Annotated in this window: 14 protein-coding genes and 1 other RNA gene; 9 read left to right on the forward strand and 6 right to left on the reverse strand. The window is 58.7% G+C overall.

What is annotated here, in order from left to right; genetic code table 11:
* Nucleotide 1 precedes the first annotated feature (1 nt).
* The gene (locus MCRY_RS07635) at nucleotides 2–511 is read left to right on the forward strand and encodes a protein-tyrosine phosphatase family protein (protein ID WP_085628884.1); all 510 of its coding nucleotides are present in this window, start codon (nucleotides 2–4) and stop codon (nucleotides 509–511) included.
* Between the two features lie 29 nt (nucleotides 512–540).
* Here the strand turns inward: MCRY_RS07635 and MCRY_RS07640 are convergent, their stop codons facing one another.
* Nucleotides 541–3051, reverse strand: a complete 2511-nt coding sequence (locus MCRY_RS07640; RefSeq protein WP_085628885.1) for a cation:proton antiporter — start codon at nucleotides 3049–3051, stop codon at nucleotides 541–543.
* Nucleotides 3052–3343: 292 nt separating this feature from the next.
* Here MCRY_RS07640 and MCRY_RS07645 point away from each other — a divergent pair, with 292 nt between their 5' ends.
* Entirely contained in the window at nucleotides 3344–4204 is an 861-nt protein-coding gene (locus tag MCRY_RS07645) for a carbohydrate ABC transporter permease (protein WP_085628886.1), read from the forward strand.
* Entirely contained in the window at nucleotides 4201–4998 is a 798-nt protein-coding gene (locus MCRY_RS07650) for a carbohydrate ABC transporter permease (RefSeq protein WP_085628887.1), read from the forward strand. The genes MCRY_RS07645 and MCRY_RS07650 overlap by 4 nt, the downstream gene beginning before the upstream one ends.
* 45 nt (nucleotides 4999–5043) lie before the next feature.
* On the opposite strand, the gene MCRY_RS07655 is transcribed toward MCRY_RS07650, so the two are convergent.
* Both MCRY_RS07655 and ffs read right to left on the reverse strand, forming a co-directional pair.
* Nucleotides 5044–6051, reverse strand: a complete 1008-nt coding sequence (locus MCRY_RS07655) for an LLM class flavin-dependent oxidoreductase (protein WP_085628888.1) — start codon at nucleotides 6049–6051, stop codon at nucleotides 5044–5046.
* Between the two features lie 183 nt (nucleotides 6052–6234).
* An RNA gene (ffs, locus tag MCRY_RS07665) (signal recognition particle sRNA small type) lies at nucleotides 6235–6333 on the reverse strand.
* Nucleotides 6334–6458: 125 nt separating this feature from the next.
* Here ffs and nudC point away from each other — a divergent pair.
* The 3 genes from nudC to MCRY_RS07680 are packed head-to-tail and all read left to right on the forward strand — an operon-like array spanning nucleotide 6459 to nucleotide 8739.
* On the forward strand, nucleotides 6459–7427 hold the full coding sequence (gene nudC, locus MCRY_RS07670; protein WP_085628890.1) for an NAD(+) diphosphatase: 969 nt from the start codon (nucleotides 6459–6461) through the stop codon (nucleotides 7425–7427).
* Nucleotides 7428–7468: 41 nt separating this feature from the next.
* Nucleotides 7469–7936 carry an SRPBCC family protein gene (locus MCRY_RS07675; protein ID WP_085628891.1) on the forward strand — a complete coding sequence of 156 codons (468 nt, stop codon included), beginning with the start codon at nucleotides 7469–7471 and terminating at the stop codon, nucleotides 7934–7936.
* Nucleotides 7933–8739: a DUF4198 domain-containing protein gene (locus tag MCRY_RS07680; protein WP_085628892.1), complete on the forward strand. Its 807-nt coding sequence runs from the start codon at nucleotides 7933–7935 to the stop codon at nucleotides 8737–8739. Before MCRY_RS07675 ends, MCRY_RS07680 begins: the two co-directional genes overlap by 4 nt.
* A 12-nt stretch (nucleotides 8740–8751) precedes the next feature.
* Here MCRY_RS07680 and hemC read toward each other — a convergent pair whose 3' ends face one another.
* Entirely contained in the window at nucleotides 8752–9714 is a 963-nt protein-coding gene (hemC, locus tag MCRY_RS07685) for a hydroxymethylbilane synthase (protein ID WP_085628893.1), read from the reverse strand.
* Between the two features lie 101 nt (nucleotides 9715–9815).
* On the opposite strand from hemC, the gene hemE reads away from it, so the two are divergent.
* Nucleotides 9816–10850 carry a uroporphyrinogen decarboxylase gene (gene hemE / locus MCRY_RS07690; protein WP_085628894.1) on the forward strand — a complete coding sequence of 345 codons (1035 nt, stop codon included), beginning with the start codon at nucleotides 9816–9818 and terminating at the stop codon, nucleotides 10848–10850.
* 48 nt (nucleotides 10851–10898) lie between these two features.
* Here the strand turns inward: hemE and MCRY_RS07695 are convergent, their stop codons facing one another.
* Entirely contained in the window at nucleotides 10899–11879 is a 981-nt protein-coding gene (locus tag MCRY_RS07695) for a DMT family transporter (protein ID WP_085628895.1), read from the reverse strand.
* A gap of 149 nt (nucleotides 11880–12028) precedes the next feature.
* Here MCRY_RS07695 and MCRY_RS07700 point away from each other — a divergent pair, with 149 nt between their 5' ends.
* Nucleotides 12029–12961, forward strand: a complete 933-nt coding sequence (locus tag MCRY_RS07700; protein ID WP_085628896.1) for an ABC transporter ATP-binding protein — start codon at nucleotides 12029–12031, stop codon at nucleotides 12959–12961.
* Entirely contained in the window at nucleotides 12958–13719 is a 762-nt protein-coding gene (locus MCRY_RS07705) for an ABC transporter permease (RefSeq protein ID WP_085628897.1), read from the forward strand. Before MCRY_RS07700 ends, MCRY_RS07705 begins: the two co-directional genes overlap by 4 nt.
* Before the next feature lie 52 nt (nucleotides 13720–13771).
* Here MCRY_RS07705 and MCRY_RS07710 read toward each other — a convergent pair whose 3' ends face one another.
* Nucleotides 13772–14101 carry a hypothetical protein gene (locus MCRY_RS07710; RefSeq protein WP_085628898.1) on the reverse strand — a complete coding sequence of 110 codons (330 nt, stop codon included), beginning with the start codon at nucleotides 14099–14101 and terminating at the stop codon, nucleotides 13772–13774.
* Between the last annotated feature and the right edge of the window lie 96 nt (nucleotides 14102–14197).

Genomic DNA, 14197 nt, shown 5'->3' on the forward strand with positions numbered 1-14197 from the left:
GATGATCGTCTACGCATTGTCCGTCGGTCAGGGAATCCTTGCCATTTCGCCCATCCCGGGGGCTGAGGGCGATTATGCGGGCGACGTACAGCATCTGATCGAATGGAAGCCGGCCATCGTCATTTCGTTGGTGAGTGAGGTTGAACTGGTGGCGGCGGGCGCAGCCGGGCTGTGGCACGATCTGGTCGATGCCGGTTGCCGTTGGGAACATCTGCCGATCACTGATTTCGGCGTCCCGGATGACACGTTTGAAGAGGCCTGGCCCGAGGTCAGCGCCAACGCACGGCGCGCGCTGACGGGCGGCGGGCGCATTCTAGTGCATTGTCGGGGCGGATGCGGGCGGTCGGGCATGGTGGCGTTGCGCCTGATGGTTGAATTGGGCGAGGCCCCGGATGACGCGCTTGATCGGCTGCGAGCTGTCCGCGCCTGTGCGATCGAGACGCCGAAACAGATGGCATGGGCGCGGGCCGCCAAACGTGCTCCGGCGGTGTTTCTGCGCCACGAGGATTGAAGGGTGCGTGCGCTATAGCTCGGGGTGGATCACGCAGCGTCAATTTCGGCAAAGACATCTTCAGACGCGATCCCGCGCTTTTCGGCGCTTTCCCGGACGGTGTCCTTCAAAGCGGGATTGCGGCGCAGCAGGCGGCGGAACCGGTCTTCGCCAAGTTCAAGCACGGTTGTCGGGGCGATTGCCCGAACTTCGGTCTTGCGCGCCTTTTTCATCAGGATGGCAAGTTGGCCGAACATGTCGCCCCGGCCCAAGCGCCAAGATTGCCCTGCGGTTTCGATTTCCACCGCGCCAGAGGCAATGAAATAAACGCTTTTCGCAATACCGTCCTTGCGAAGAAAGATGTCGCCCGCATCTACATTGCGGGTTCTGAGCACCCGGCTCAGGCGTTTCAGGTCTGGTGTGTCGAGTGTTGAAAACAGCGGGAATTGGCGCAGCAGTTCGATGCGCTGCAAAGCGATGTCAAGCTGGGGGCGATCGTCGACCGCACTACGCCGTGCCACAAGGTCTTCCATGAGCTTGGTGTAGACTTCTGCACCAATCAGCCCGTCTTCTCGCATGGTGGCGTATTCGCGTTCCTCCAGGCGAAGCGCAGTGCGACGGATGAACCGCCGTTCCAGTTCTTCGGCATAGCCGGGATATTGCAGGCGCAGCCCCTCAAGAGCGGTTTCAACAGCGTCAATCCGACGGGTCAGCAGCTCGTGGAGCAGGACCGCGACTCGACGTCCATGAATTCGCCGGATGCGACCGTCAATGAAGGTGCCCAGATCCCGCAGAACGAGACGTTGAGACAGCAGTAATTCAAACCGGTCTGCTGTAATTCGCGCCAGTGGGGCCGACAAGCTCAGCCAGGTGTGCAACAGGTTCGAGAGGCGGAAAGCGCGACCGTATGAGAGGCTTTGACGGGCAGCGCGATTGTAGCCGCTGCGGCCATCCGACCGTGCCCCTTCGATGAGGCGTTCGGCATCCGACAGCACCTGTTCCGCCATACGCGCCGAGATCGTACGTTCCCGCATCCGGGCAAGAATGGTGTCGCGTTCATGACCGGCAAGGGCGATGAGGCCCAGCGTAATCCTGTCGCGATCCAGTATGTCGGCATTGTCCTCGGCGGTTCTCACAGCATCGTCCAGCCGTTCGCCAAATCGTTTGGCTTCCGACCGGACGATATCGTGGCTGAGTTCGTAATTCTCTGTTGTCCGGGACACATCCTCGCGCACCGTCTGCAAGGCAACGGCGACCACCTGCCGTGATAGGGCATCGTCGATCGGAGACAGACGGTCCAACCCCAGTCGCCCAATGATCCAGCGCAAGGTCGTGCCCTGAGCTATGAGGGTGAATAAGGTGAACCCGGTGGCAAGAATGCCGACCACGCGCTGAATCCCATCTGGCACGCGGAAGCTTTCGGTGACGGCGAGCGCTAGCGCCAGAGTGACTGCGCCGCGCAATCCACCCCAAAGGATCGCCACGCGGTAGGGGCGTTCGACCGGCGGCGACAAGCGCAGTGCTGTCAGCAGCGGCAGCAGGCCGAATAGAATGACGACACGGGCCGCAATCGCCGCGAGAATCACCACGCCGACGAGTGCAAAATCCCCAAGACGCACCTCTTCAAGCAGGCGTGGAATGAGCAGTGCCGCGAGGATAAAGATCAGCGCACCGGCCCAATGCGCCAGAATATCCCACAGCTCGCGCAGGTTTGCCCATGCCTGAGGTTGAAGACGTCCGGGACCCACCAGATTGAGGGTCAGCCCCGCCGCGACCACTGCAACCACACCCGATGCACCGACCAATTGCTCCGAGCCGATATAGGCCAGATACGGGAGCGCAACCGAGATCGAAAGCTGGGCAAGTTCATGGCGGCCAATATTTCCCATGATCCACAGCGCCACCCGAGCCGCGAACCATCCCGACAGCGCACCGCCAACGATCAGAACCGGGAACTGCGCAATCGCATCACCAAGCTTCGGATCGGGCACACCCAGCATCACGAAGCCCATGAAGAGGCCGAAAAGTGCGATTGCGGCGGCGTCGTTAAGCAGGCTTTCGCCCTCGATGATTCGAGCCAAACGGCGCGGTGCCGAGATCGAGCGGAAAATCGATACAACAGCCGAGGGGTCGGTTGTCGACACGATCGAACCAATCAGAAGGCAAGCCGCCAGCGGCAGCGCACTTGCCCAGAACAAGGCGTAGCCGACGCTCAGGGTCGCCACGACTACCGCAACCACCGCAAGAACGAGAATCGGAACCCAATCATCCAGCATGCGGCGCAGATTCATGCCCAAAGTGGCCTGAAACAGCAGTGTTGGCAGGAACACGTAGAGAAAGACGTTAGACCGGATCGGAAGGCCAAGGATGGCTTCTGCCACGGGGTTGAGCGCGTCGGTCAGGTCGGTGCGCAGAAAGAAAATCGCACCCATGCCAATCAGGATGCCGATCACCGCCAAGATCACGCTGTACGGCAAACGTAGACGTTCGGCCAACGGTTCTGCCAGGCCGATGACAATGAACAGGGATGCAATAACGGTCGTGATGAGAACGATGTCCATCTTCACGAGATATCAAATCGCCGGACAACTGCACTTCAAAAACGTGCGGGGCTGCGTGGCTCGGTGCGGGTTTGCCCAATTTGATTGGGAATCACTGTGAAAAAACAGGCGGGGTTGCCGTGTGTTGGTTCGCGCACCCGGTCCGCCGCCCTATCCTCGGAAATCGGGTGGGCGCCTGAATTGGTGTTGCGCAATGATCAGACCAAGGACCACCGTCCTCGTGTCTTGACAACCCGACCCCCTCGCGACTTGCTGCATCTGGCTGGGGACGCGCCTTCAGCCCGGGAGAAGCATGAACAATCCATACTCCAATCGTGCGTGGTGGCTGTTGCTGCCGTCTTTGGCGCTCATGGGTTTTGTCGCCGTAATCCCACTTATGGCAGTGCTGAACTATTCGTTCCACGACGTATTCACCGTGAACGACGCCTATTGGATTGGGCTCGAATGGTATGCCGAGATCATTCGCGATCCGTCGTTCTGGGCGAGTTTCGGGCGAAGCGCGTTGTTTTCGGCCATCGCTTTGGGTGTGCAGGTGCCGCTTGGCATTTGGTTGGCTTTGCTCTTGCTCAAAATGAGCCGTTTTGCAGTGCCCGTGCTGATGCTGGTGGCTTTGCCACTGGTCGTGCCATGGAACATGATCGCAGGAATGTGGCTGACGTTGATCAACCCCGAAATCGGGCTGGCCGGGAAAGCCATGACGGCGCTTGGGATCACCTTCGACTACAAGTTCAACGCCCTGCATACGTGGCTATTGATCGTACTTGCCGACACATGGCATTGGATCGGGCTTGTCGTGATCCTGTCCTACGCCGGGCTGTCCGCCATTCCCGAGCCTTATCGGCAAGCTGCAGCCATTGACGGGGCCTCGCGCTTTGCCGTCTTTCGCCATATCGAATTGCCGCGCATCAGCGGGGCGCTTTCCATCGTGATCCTACTGCGATTTGTCGATAGTTTCATGATTTACACCGAGGCGTTCTCGATCAACGCGGGTGGTCCACAGGATGCTACAAGCTTCCTCTCGCTGGAATTGGCGGCAGATATCGGCAGCTACACGTATGGCCGTGCCGCTGCGCGTGCGATGCTGAATGTTCTGATTGTGCTCACCGTTGCATGGGCCTTTGTGCGCATCAGGTCGTCGGAGCGCGTTCGATGAGCATTCGTGGTGTCACGCTTCGGATCGTGGTCTTTTCCCTGCTCGCGATTTTCATTCTGTTGCCCTTTGCGCAGACCGTTCTTCTGAGTGTGACGCTGACGCTGCCTCGGGACGGGTACGAGACCGGCAGTTTGACACTGCTGAACTTCATCGAGGTTTTCAAACGCCCCGATCTGCGTGCATCTATTGGAAATTCGCTGACCTATGTGTCGCTGAACATCGTGCTGTGCCTTGCTGCCGGATTACCTGCTGCCTATGCCTTTGCACGCTACAGGTTCACCGGCGACCGGCATATGCTATTTGCCCTGCTGGCGTTCCGGCTGACACCGCCCGTGGTGCTGTCGCTTCCGGTCTTTTTCCTGTTCGCGCATTTTGGGCTGATCAATAACCCTGTCGGCATTGCTTTGGTCCATTGCGCCTTCAATCTGCCGATTGCGATCTGGATACTCGAAAGTTTCATCTCGGCCGTGCCGCGTGAATACGATGAGACTTGTTTCATCGACGGGCATTCGACCCCGAGCTTTTTCTTTCGCCGTTTGATCCCGGCCATCGCCCCCGGGATCGGTGTGACGGTGTTTTTCTGCTTCATTTTTTCGTGGGTCGAGGTCGTTCTTGCGCGGATCTTGACGGTGACAGCCGGGAAGCCGATCACCATGGCGATCAACGCTTTATATGGGTTTCAGACCGATATCGGTCTGGTTATGGCGATGACCGTGGTGTCGCTGATCCCCGGTTTGGCAATGATCTGGTTTGTCCGCAACCACATCGCGCGCGGTTTTGTCATACGGACTTGAGCGCCGTTTGCGAAAGCCGTGTCACCTTGGGACTGGCAGTCTGCGTCAAGCCGCGACAACATCCTCTCTCAAGTCGGAAAGAACGCGTGCAACTATTTCGAATGACCGCACCCGTGCTGCGTGATCATGGATCATGCCGGTGACGATCAATTCGTCGGGCTGAAACGTGTCGATCAGTGACCGAAGCTGCGTCCGGACGGTTGCTGCCGATCCTGTTGCCGAACAGGACAGAGCCTGTCGCACCTGTGCCATGATCGGAGCCGGAATCTCTGCGTCGAGATCATGCGTCGGATGCGGCAGCTTTCCCGGTTTACCAGTGCGTAGCCGGGCAAAAGCCAAAAGCTGTGAGGATCGCAGAAAGGCGGCTTCGTCATCTGTCGGTGCCGCGCAAACGCCGGCGGCCATCATCACATAGGGTTTGTCGAGCTGCTCTGATGGTTGGAAGGTGCTTCGATAGATCGACAATGCTTGGTCCAGCATGGCTGGCGCAAAATGTGACGCAAAAGCATAAGGCAAACCCAACCAGGCAGCCAATTGCGCGCCGTAGAGGCTTGAGCCGAGAATCCAGACTGGAACATGCGTCCCGCTGCCGGGAATGGCACGCACCGGCGTGTCTTCTGACGTGTCATCGAAATAGCCAATCAGTTCCTGCACATCCTGCGGGAAGCTGTCTTCGGGTGCCATATGCCGCCGAAGTGCACGGGCTGTGGCCATGTCGCTGCCCGGCGCACGGCCCAGCCCAAGGTCGATCCGACCCGGATAAAGTGTCGCGAGGGTTCCGAACTGTTCGGCTACAATCAGTGGCGCATGGTTGGGCAGCATGATCCCTCCGGCACCAATGCGCATCGTATTGGTCGCCGCAGCGACATGCCCGATCACCAGCGCGGTGGCCGCACTGGCGATACCCGGCATGTTGTGATGCTCGGCCAACCAATAACGGTTATAGCCGAACCGTTCGGCCGCCCGGGCAAGATCGACCGTCGAGGATAAGGCATCCGCGGCCGTTTTGCCCTCTGGGATGGGTGACAGGTCGAGTAGCGAGAATCTCTGCATGCGTGCCTCCGATACCCAACAGCTAATCATCCCAAGCGTTCAGACCAAGGCGCAGTTTGACCGCAGGTTCGAAATACGCATCACGTTTGATGTTTCCACTGAACCGAAGGGGTCCTTCAGAACTCGGCTGAAAGCCTTACAGGCGATAGGGCGCGGTTCTCAAACAAAATCTGAGGGGGTGTAAGGTGAGAGGCTGGACAACGACCCAAGCGTGGCTCGTTACGGCTGCTTCCTTCCGGACCTGACCGGGTTGGCGAGGTGCTCGCCCGCGCCAACCTCTCAAGGGTCAGATATGCGAGGACTCGGTGGATTGCAACCCGCTCATGCTGGCAAAAGGTGCCCGGTGCATTGTTCTTTTTGCTGTCGCATGGCAAGCGCTATGGACGTAATGAGCGGGGTAAGACGCGATGCAGAGCGCGGAACAGGTGACTTTTGGCGGCTCAGGGCTGGATCGCGCGGCAGAACTGCGTGGTGATATTGCGGCTTTGGCTGCGCTCATGCAGGATGTCAGCACACGAACCATCTTGTTGTGGAAGGGTAAACCTCTGGTCGTTCGGTCAGAACATGGGTGCAGCCTCGCGCGGTTGCCTTTGACACATCCGATTTTGAAAGAAGCGCGCAGTGCCCCGATTCTGTTGGGGCGGGAAGACGGCGCGGCGCGGTTCGCCCATGATATCTCTGAGTGGATGCCCGATGCCGACCTGAGCGATGTCGGCGCATTTGTCGACAGCTCCGTGCAAACCCACCCCACGCTGCCGGACGATCATGGGTTTGCCGAACTTCGCAATATCATGACGGCGCTGAGTTCGCGCGATGCGGAATTGGCCGCCACTGCGAAAGCAATCTTTGGCTGGCATGAAACGCATGGGTTTTGTGCCCGGTGCGGTGCGCCCAGTGATGTAACGCAGGCGGGGTGGCAGCGGGTGTGCCAATCCTGTGGAGGCAGCCACTTCCCTCGGACGGACCCTGTCGTGATCATGCTGATCACACGCGGCAACAAGGTTTTGCTGGGGCGATCTCCGGGATGGCCGGAAGGGATGTATTCCTGTCTTGCCGGGTTCGTGGAGCCAGGAGAGACCATCGAAGCCGCCGTGCGCCGCGAAGTTTGGGAAGAGGCGGGGGTGCGCGTTGGCGAGGTGCGCTATCTGTCCAGTCAGCCTTGGCCGTTTCCAGCATCGTTGATGTTCGGGTGCCAAGGGATCGCGACCAGCGAAGACATCACGATTGATCCTAATGAGATCGAGGACGCGCTTTGGGTCAGTCGCGAAGAGGTGATGGACGCGTTGGCAGGCCTCCGAGAGGGGTTGTTGCCGGCACGGAAAGGCGCGATCGCGCATTTTTTATTGCGTCACTGGCTTGCCGATACGCTGGAATGACGCAAGTTTAAGTAAAAACGTATCGAAGCGGGGGCGAGCCGATGCAAGTAACAGGTACAGAGGATGTCGCAGCGCCGATTGACCTTGTTTTCGCTGAATTGACTGCGTTCGACTATGTCGAACGGCAAGCCATGCGGCGCGGCATCGACGTGCGTCGACAGTTTCGCGGATCAGCCCCTGACATCGGTGACAGCTGGGATGCAAAGTTCAAATTTCGCGGTAAGGAGCGTCAGGCAAAGGTTACGCTTGATGCTTATGACGCACCTAACATGGTTCAATTCGGCGGCGTCTCGGGAGGTCTTGAGACAAGCACGGTGATCGAACTCGTGCCATTGTCGCCTAATCGCACCCGGGTGTCCGTCGTGTTTAAGATGATGCCGAAAACGCTTTCGGCGAGATTACTTGTGCAGTCGTTCAAGCTGGCACGGTCCAGCATCAACAAACGTTTCAAGGCGCGCATGACGCAATATGCCCGCGACATCGAGAATAAGGTGGTCAAGACCGCATGATCCGTCGAACTTTCATTGGCGCCATGGCGCTTTCACTGCTGCCGGTTGTCACGACTGCGCACGAGTTCTGGATCGACCCGATGGACTATATTGTGCCATCGGAGGGCGCGCTTGTCGCAACGCTGCGCGTCGGAGAAACCTTTGCCGGTGCGGAACAATCCTACTTGGACCGAAACTTCGTGCGCTTCGACATGCAATGTGGCGGGACGCTAGAGGCTGTGCCGGGGCGGGCCGGGGATCGCCCTGCGCTGAATGTTGCGGCGCCCCGAGACAGTCTGTGCGTGATCATCCACCAGACACGGGATTACACGCTGACCTATCGCGAATGGCAGAAATTCGTGAATTTCGTTGAGCACAAGGATTTCGAAGGTGTCTTGGCTGAACATGCCGCACGTGGTTTGCCGGAAAGCGGATTCGTCGAACTCTACAGCCGTTACGCCAAAAGCCTGATTGCGGTGGGCGACGGTGCGGGTGCCGATGCCGAGGTCGGACTGGTGACGGAAATCGTGGCAGAGGCCAATCCCTATACCGACGACATGACAGACGGGTTGCCGATTCGCGTGTTGTATGACGGTGCGCCGCGCGCCGATGCGCAGGTCGAGTTGTTTGCGCGCCCGCCCGAGGGCAAGGTCGAGGTGACTTTGCACCGTACGGACGCAGAGGGGCGTGTCACCTTGCCAGTTCTGCCGGGCTATTCTTACTTGGCCGATGCGGTTGTGTTGCGACCGCTTGAGGCTCAGGCAGAGAAAGACCCTGTATGGGAAAGCCTTTGGGCGTCACTGACCTTTGCCGTGCCGGAGTGACCGGCACAGAACTTATTTCTCGTGCCAGTCGAAAAAGCCGGGGCCTGCGCGATCAAGTAACGTGCGAGCCAGAGCTTGACCCATCGCCACTCCGTCTGCAATCGGACCACTGATTTCGTCCGCATGTGCCTCTGACCCATCCGGCCGCAACACTTCGCCGCGCAGACGAAGCGTGTCACCGTCGAGTTCTGCCAGACCAGCGATGGGCGTTTCGCATGATCCATCCAGCGCAGCGAGGAAAGCGCGCTCGGCGGCCAGACGTTGACCTGTCGGCGTGTCGTGGATCGCGGCCAGCATATCTGCGGCGCGAGTGTCATCGACGCGACGTTCGATGCCGATGGCACCCTGCGCCACGGCCGGCAACATATCGGTGGTCTCGATGGCAGTCTTGGGAACTTCGTCCATCTTGAGACGGTTCAGGCCCGCCATGGCGAGGAAGGTGCAGGAGGCCACGCCGTCATGCAGTTTCTTGAGGCGGGTTTGCAGGTTGCCGCGGAATTCTACCACGTTGAGGTCGGGACGGCGGTTCATGAGCTGTGCGCGGCGCCGCAAGGACGAGGTGCCGACGATGGCACCAGACGGCAGGTCTGCAATGCGCGTCACATCCGGGGAGATGAACGCATCGCGCACGTCTTCGCGGGGAAGGTAGCAGTCAAGCATCAACCCCTCAGGCTGTGCCACGGGCATGTCCTTCATCGAATGCACAGCGATGTCGATACGGCCTTCGAGCATCGCCTCTTCGATTTCCTTGGTGAACAGACCCTTGTTGCCGATCTCTTTCAGAGGGCGGTCCGCGTCGATCAGAGTGCGGTCGTCGCCTGTGGTCTTGATGACCACAATGTTGAACGCCTCGAACGGCAGGTCAAACGCCTTGGACAGGCGTTCGCGGGTTTCATAAGCCTGAGCCAAAGCGAGCGGGGAACCGCGGGTGCCGATGTTCAGGGGCTGGTCGGGTGTGGGCAAGTCAATCGTCATGAATCGATCTTTATGCGTGTAAACTTGTCCTGACAACCATGCTTGTCTTGACATATGCTTTTCTACGGTTGATCCGAGGGACATAGACAAGGAAAGACCTGATGAGCCAGACAAAAACCATCCTCCGTGCCCTTGCGGGCGAAACCCTTCCGACCCCGCCAATTTGGATGATGCGTCAGGCTGGACGATACCTGCCGGAATACAAGGCGACCCGAGCGCAGGCCGGGGATTTTCTGTCTTTGTGCTACAATTCAGAGCTGGCCGCCGAGGTGACCTTGCAGCCAATCCGCCGTTACGGCTTTGATGCGGCCATCCTGTTTGCCGACATTCTGCTTTTGCCGCAGGCGCTGGGCGCGGACCTTTGGTTCGTGACGGGCGAAGGGCCACGCCTCTCCACGATCACCACGCAGGCCGAGTTCGACAAGCTTGGCAAAGGCGAGATGATCCACGACACGCTGAACCCGGTCTACGAGACCGTGCGCATCCTGCGCCGTGAATTGCCGGAAGAAACCACGTTGATCGGGTTTGCCGGGGCGCCGTGGACGGTGGCCACCTACATGATCGCCGGCAAGGGCACGCCGGATCAGGGCCCAGCCCATGCGCTCAAGGAAGAGAACCGTCCGCTGTTCGAGGCGATTCTGGAACGGCTGACGGAAAGCACCATCGATTACCTGTCAGCTCAGATCGATGCCGGGGCTGAAGTGGTCAAGATTTTCGACAGTTGGGCAGGGTCTCTCAAGGGCGAAGACTTCCAGCGGTATGCGCTTTATCCTGCAAAGGTCATCACCGAAGAAATCAAGCGCCGTCATCCCGGTATCCCCGTGATCGCGTTCCCACGACAGGCGGGCGACAACTACATTGGCTTCCATGCGGCAACCGGGGCCGATTGTGTCGCCGTTGACGACAGTGTGAGCCCCGAATGGGTGGCGGAGCATGTGCAGCCCGGTGGCTGTGTGCAGGGCAACTTGGCGTCGCGTCACATGGTGACCGGCGGTCAGGACTTGGTAGATGAAACTCGCAAGGTGGTGGATGCGCTCAAGAACGGGCCGCATATCTTCAACCTTGGTCACGGGATCACGCCGGATGCGGACCCCGAGAACGTCAAGCTGATGATCGACACGGTGCGCGGCGCGTAAGCCAGGAAAGCCCGATAACGGGTTTTCCCACCTCCGGCACAGGAGGTGTCAGCGCGTGTGGCTTCCAGTGCGCTTGGGTACGATCACCTTGCCCTTTTGACGCTCGCGCAGGAATACGAACAGGCCTGCGCCAAGGATCATGGCGCAGCCCGCCCAGATCGCGGGCGTGGGCCATTCTGCAAAGAACAGCCATCCCAAGAAGATCGCCAGCGGCAGGCCGATATATTCGAACGGTGCGATACTGGCCGAGGGAGCCATGCGGTAAGCTGCAGTGATGCAATAGGCGATGATGCCGTTGCAGACACCCGTCAGGATAAATAGTGGCCAGTCCTGATCGGTCGGCCATGTCCATGCCCTGAGCAAAAAATGCAGGCTGGGCGCGTCGGGGCCGGGATCGGCCTGCCCTTGACCGACGACAAGAAAGAACAATGTCGAGACAACAAGGAACATCAGCTGGTTGTAGATTGTCAGCGCGGCTGCCGTGCTTTTGACCCCTAGTGCGCGGGTCATTACTGCCATTGCCGCGTAAAGTGAGTCCGCGATCACGGGCAGCGCAAAAAGCCAGGGTGGGCCATAGACCGATCCTTCGCCCCACGGTTCCTGCATAACCACCACGCCCATGAAACCGAAGACAATCGCGCCAAGCCGCAGCGGTCCGACTTTTTCCCCCAGGAAGAGAAAGCTGAACAGCGTGATAAAAAGCGGTCCGACAAAGAACAGCGCCGTGGTCAGCCCGAGTGGCAGAACCGCAAGCGACGCAAAGAAGGTCATGTTGGCGGCGACCAACGTAAGCCCGCGCAAGATGTGCAGACCGGGTCTGTTCGTCCGCAACAGCGACAGACCACCTTCAAGATGCAGCATCACGAAGGACAGAATGATCCCGATGGCGGTGCGGGTAAACACAATCTGATGCAAAGGATAGCCGCCCGACAGCGTTTTGATCAGCATGTCATTGATCGAGATGGCAAAGACACCGATGCAGACAAGCGTGATGCCACGCGCGATATTCGAGTCGGATTGGGAGGTCATGGGAATGGCTTAGGCCGTTCCGCGGCGAAGGTCACTTCTGAAAACGACATGCACATGGCTTGCGTTCTGGCGCACGTCTTTCGCCATTGCGTCTGCGATGGGTCGTATTAGGTATGCGCTCTGTCCGATTGAACAGGAGGACCCCCACAATGCCAATGGTTCAGATCACCAATGTCCGAAAATCCTATGCTGGTGGGTTCGAAGCGCTCAAGGGCGCTTCACTCGATATTCACGAGGGCGAAATCCTTGCGCTGCTTGGACCGAATGGGGCGGGCAAGACAACTCTGATCTCCACGATCTGCGGGATCACCCAGCCAACGTCAGGCACGATTACCGTGGGCGGGCATGATGTTGTGACCGACTATCGCGGCGCGCGGTCATTGGTAGGATTGGTGCCTCAGGAAATCAATCTCGAACCGTTCGAGCGGGTGATCAACACGGTGCGCTTTTCGCGCGGGTTGTTCGGCAAGCCGAAGGATGATGCGCTGTTGGAACGTGTCTTGCGGCAGCTCTCGCTTTGGGACAAGCGCGACAACCGCATCATGGAACTGTCGGGCGGCATGAAACGACGGGTTCTGATCGCCAAGGCGTTGGCGCACGAGCCGCGTGTGCTGTTTCTGGATGAGCCGACTGCCGGGGTCGATGTCGAATTGCGCCGGGATATGTGGGACATCGTGGCAGGGCTGAAAGAGGCCGGTGTTACGATCATCCTCACGACCCATTACATCGAAGAGGCCGAGGCGATTGCCGACAGGATCGGTGTCATCAACGAGGGAGAGATTCTGCTGGTCGAGGAAAAGACGGCGTTGATGACCCGCTTGGGGCAGAAAGAACTGCGGATCGAATTGCATGAACCCGCAATGGCGTTGCCTGCGGCGCTCGTGGAGCGCGGTTTGCGGATCGAAGAGGGTGGGCACGTTTTGGTTTACACCTACGACACCGCACAGGACCGGACCGGGATCGCAACCCTGATCCGAGAGATCAGCGACGCTGGACTGGTGCTGCGCGACCTGCAGACCCGGCAAAACTCGCTTGAGGATATTTTCGTTGGGCTGGTCTCGAAACAGGAGGATGCGGCATGAACTGGCAGGCCATCCGCGCGATCTATGTCTTCGAGATGTCGCGGTTCTTCCGCACGCTGTTGCAGAGCTTTGTCTCTCCTGTGATTTCAACCTCGCTGTATTTTGTCGTGTTCGGGGCCGCCATCGGCAGCCGTATCGACCAAGTCGAAGGCGTGTCTTATGGTGCCTTCATCGTTCCGGGCTTGATCATGTTGTCGGTGATGACACAGGCAATTTCCAACGCCTCCTTCGGCATCTATTTCCCGAAATTCATCGGCACGATCTACGAGTTGTTGTCCGCGCCGATCAACTTCCTTGAGATCGTCTTGGGCTATGTCGGCGCTGCGGCGACAAAGGCGCTGTTCATCGGACTCGTGATCCTTGGCACCTCGGCGCTGTTCGTAGACCTGACGATCCAGCACCCTATTGCGATGCTGGCTTTCATGGTGCTCACCTGTCTGAGTTTCGCGCTTTTCGGATTCATCATCGGTATCTGGGCTGGGAACTTCGAACAGTTGCAGTTGATCCCGCTCTTGATCGTAACGCCTTTGGTGTTCCTTGGGGGATCATTTTATTCGATCTCGATGTTGCCACCGGTATGGCAGACGATCTCGTTCTTCAACCCGGTGGTATACCTTGTGTCGGGGTTCCGCTGGTCATTCTTCGGGCTGGCCGATGTGCCCATCGGTCTAAGCTTGCTGGCCATTGGTGGCTTTACGACGCTGTGCCTTGCGATCATCTGGTGGATCTTCAAGACAGGCTGGCGCATCCGGCAATAACCGCGCAGGCGGGCCGGTGCCGCAGCATCGGCCCAAGCCAAACTGCAACGCGTCAGAAGCTGACGATCATCACACCCACCAATACCAACGCACCACCGGCAAGTTCGCGCAAAGTAAGGGGTTGTCCCACGAAAAAGGTGGCGCATAAGACGAGAAGGGTCTCAGTTGCCATGATGGCGATGTAGGCAAGGCCCAGATCGACTTGGCGCAAGAGCAGGATTTCGGCCGTCACCACGGCGGCGAGCATCAGGGCAATGGCCCCAATGACAACCGTGGTGGTGTCTTCGGAGGCGATCTTCATGAGGATGGTTGCGATGGCGTAGCCGACTCCGGCTGCGATGGCCAAAAAGGCCTTGTTCGAAAATAAATCGAGAACAAGCATGGGTTTACCATTTGAAAAAGGGTTGGTCGAAAAAATAATTAATGCCGCAGATTAGCATGGTTCGGACCTCTGCAAAGACAGGAAATCCGTACCTTG

The sequence above is a fragment of the Marivita cryptomonadis genome (genome assembly GCF_002115725.1).
Classification (GTDB): Bacteria; Pseudomonadota; Alphaproteobacteria; order Rhodobacterales; family Rhodobacteraceae; genus Marivita; species Marivita cryptomonadis.

Excerpts from the sequence above, each read along its gene's own strand:
- MCRY_RS07645 (WP_085628886.1), top strand. The coding sequence starts at position 3,344 with ATGAACAATCCATACTCCAATCGTGCGTGGTGGCTGTTGCTGCCGTCT.
- MCRY_RS07640 (WP_085628885.1), bottom strand. The coding sequence starts at position 3,051 with ATGGACATCGTTCTCATCACGACCGTTATTGCATCCCTGTTCATTGTC.
- MCRY_RS07705 (WP_085628897.1), top strand. The coding sequence starts at position 12,958 with ATGAACTGGCAGGCCATCCGCGCGATCTATGTCTTCGAGATGTCGCGG.
- hemE (WP_085628894.1), top strand. The coding sequence starts at position 9,816 with ATGAGCCAGACAAAAACCATCCTCCGTGCCCTTGCGGGCGAAACCCTT.
- MCRY_RS07710 (WP_085628898.1), bottom strand. The coding sequence starts at position 14,101 with ATGCTTGTTCTCGATTTATTTTCGAACAAGGCCTTTTTGGCCATCGCA.
- hemC (WP_085628893.1), bottom strand. The coding sequence starts at position 9,714 with ATGACGATTGACTTGCCCACACCCGACCAGCCCCTGAACATCGGCACC.
- MCRY_RS07695 (WP_085628895.1), bottom strand. The coding sequence starts at position 11,879 with ATGACCTCCCAATCCGACTCGAATATCGCGCGTGGCATCACGCTTGTC.
- MCRY_RS07650 (WP_085628887.1), top strand. The coding sequence starts at position 4,201 with ATGAGCATTCGTGGTGTCACGCTTCGGATCGTGGTCTTTTCCCTGCTC.
- nudC (WP_085628890.1), top strand. The coding sequence starts at position 6,459 with ATGCAGAGCGCGGAACAGGTGACTTTTGGCGGCTCAGGGCTGGATCGC.
- MCRY_RS07680 (WP_085628892.1), top strand. The coding sequence starts at position 7,933 with ATGATCCGTCGAACTTTCATTGGCGCCATGGCGCTTTCACTGCTGCCG.
- MCRY_RS07655 (WP_085628888.1), bottom strand. The coding sequence starts at position 6,051 with ATGCAGAGATTCTCGCTACTCGACCTGTCACCCATCCCAGAGGGCAAA.
- MCRY_RS07635 (WP_085628884.1), top strand. The coding sequence starts at position 2 with ATGATCGTCTACGCATTGTCCGTCGGTCAGGGAATCCTTGCCATTTCG.
- MCRY_RS07700 (WP_085628896.1), top strand. The coding sequence starts at position 12,029 with ATGCCAATGGTTCAGATCACCAATGTCCGAAAATCCTATGCTGGTGGG.
- MCRY_RS07675 (WP_085628891.1), top strand. The coding sequence starts at position 7,469 with ATGCAAGTAACAGGTACAGAGGATGTCGCAGCGCCGATTGACCTTGTT.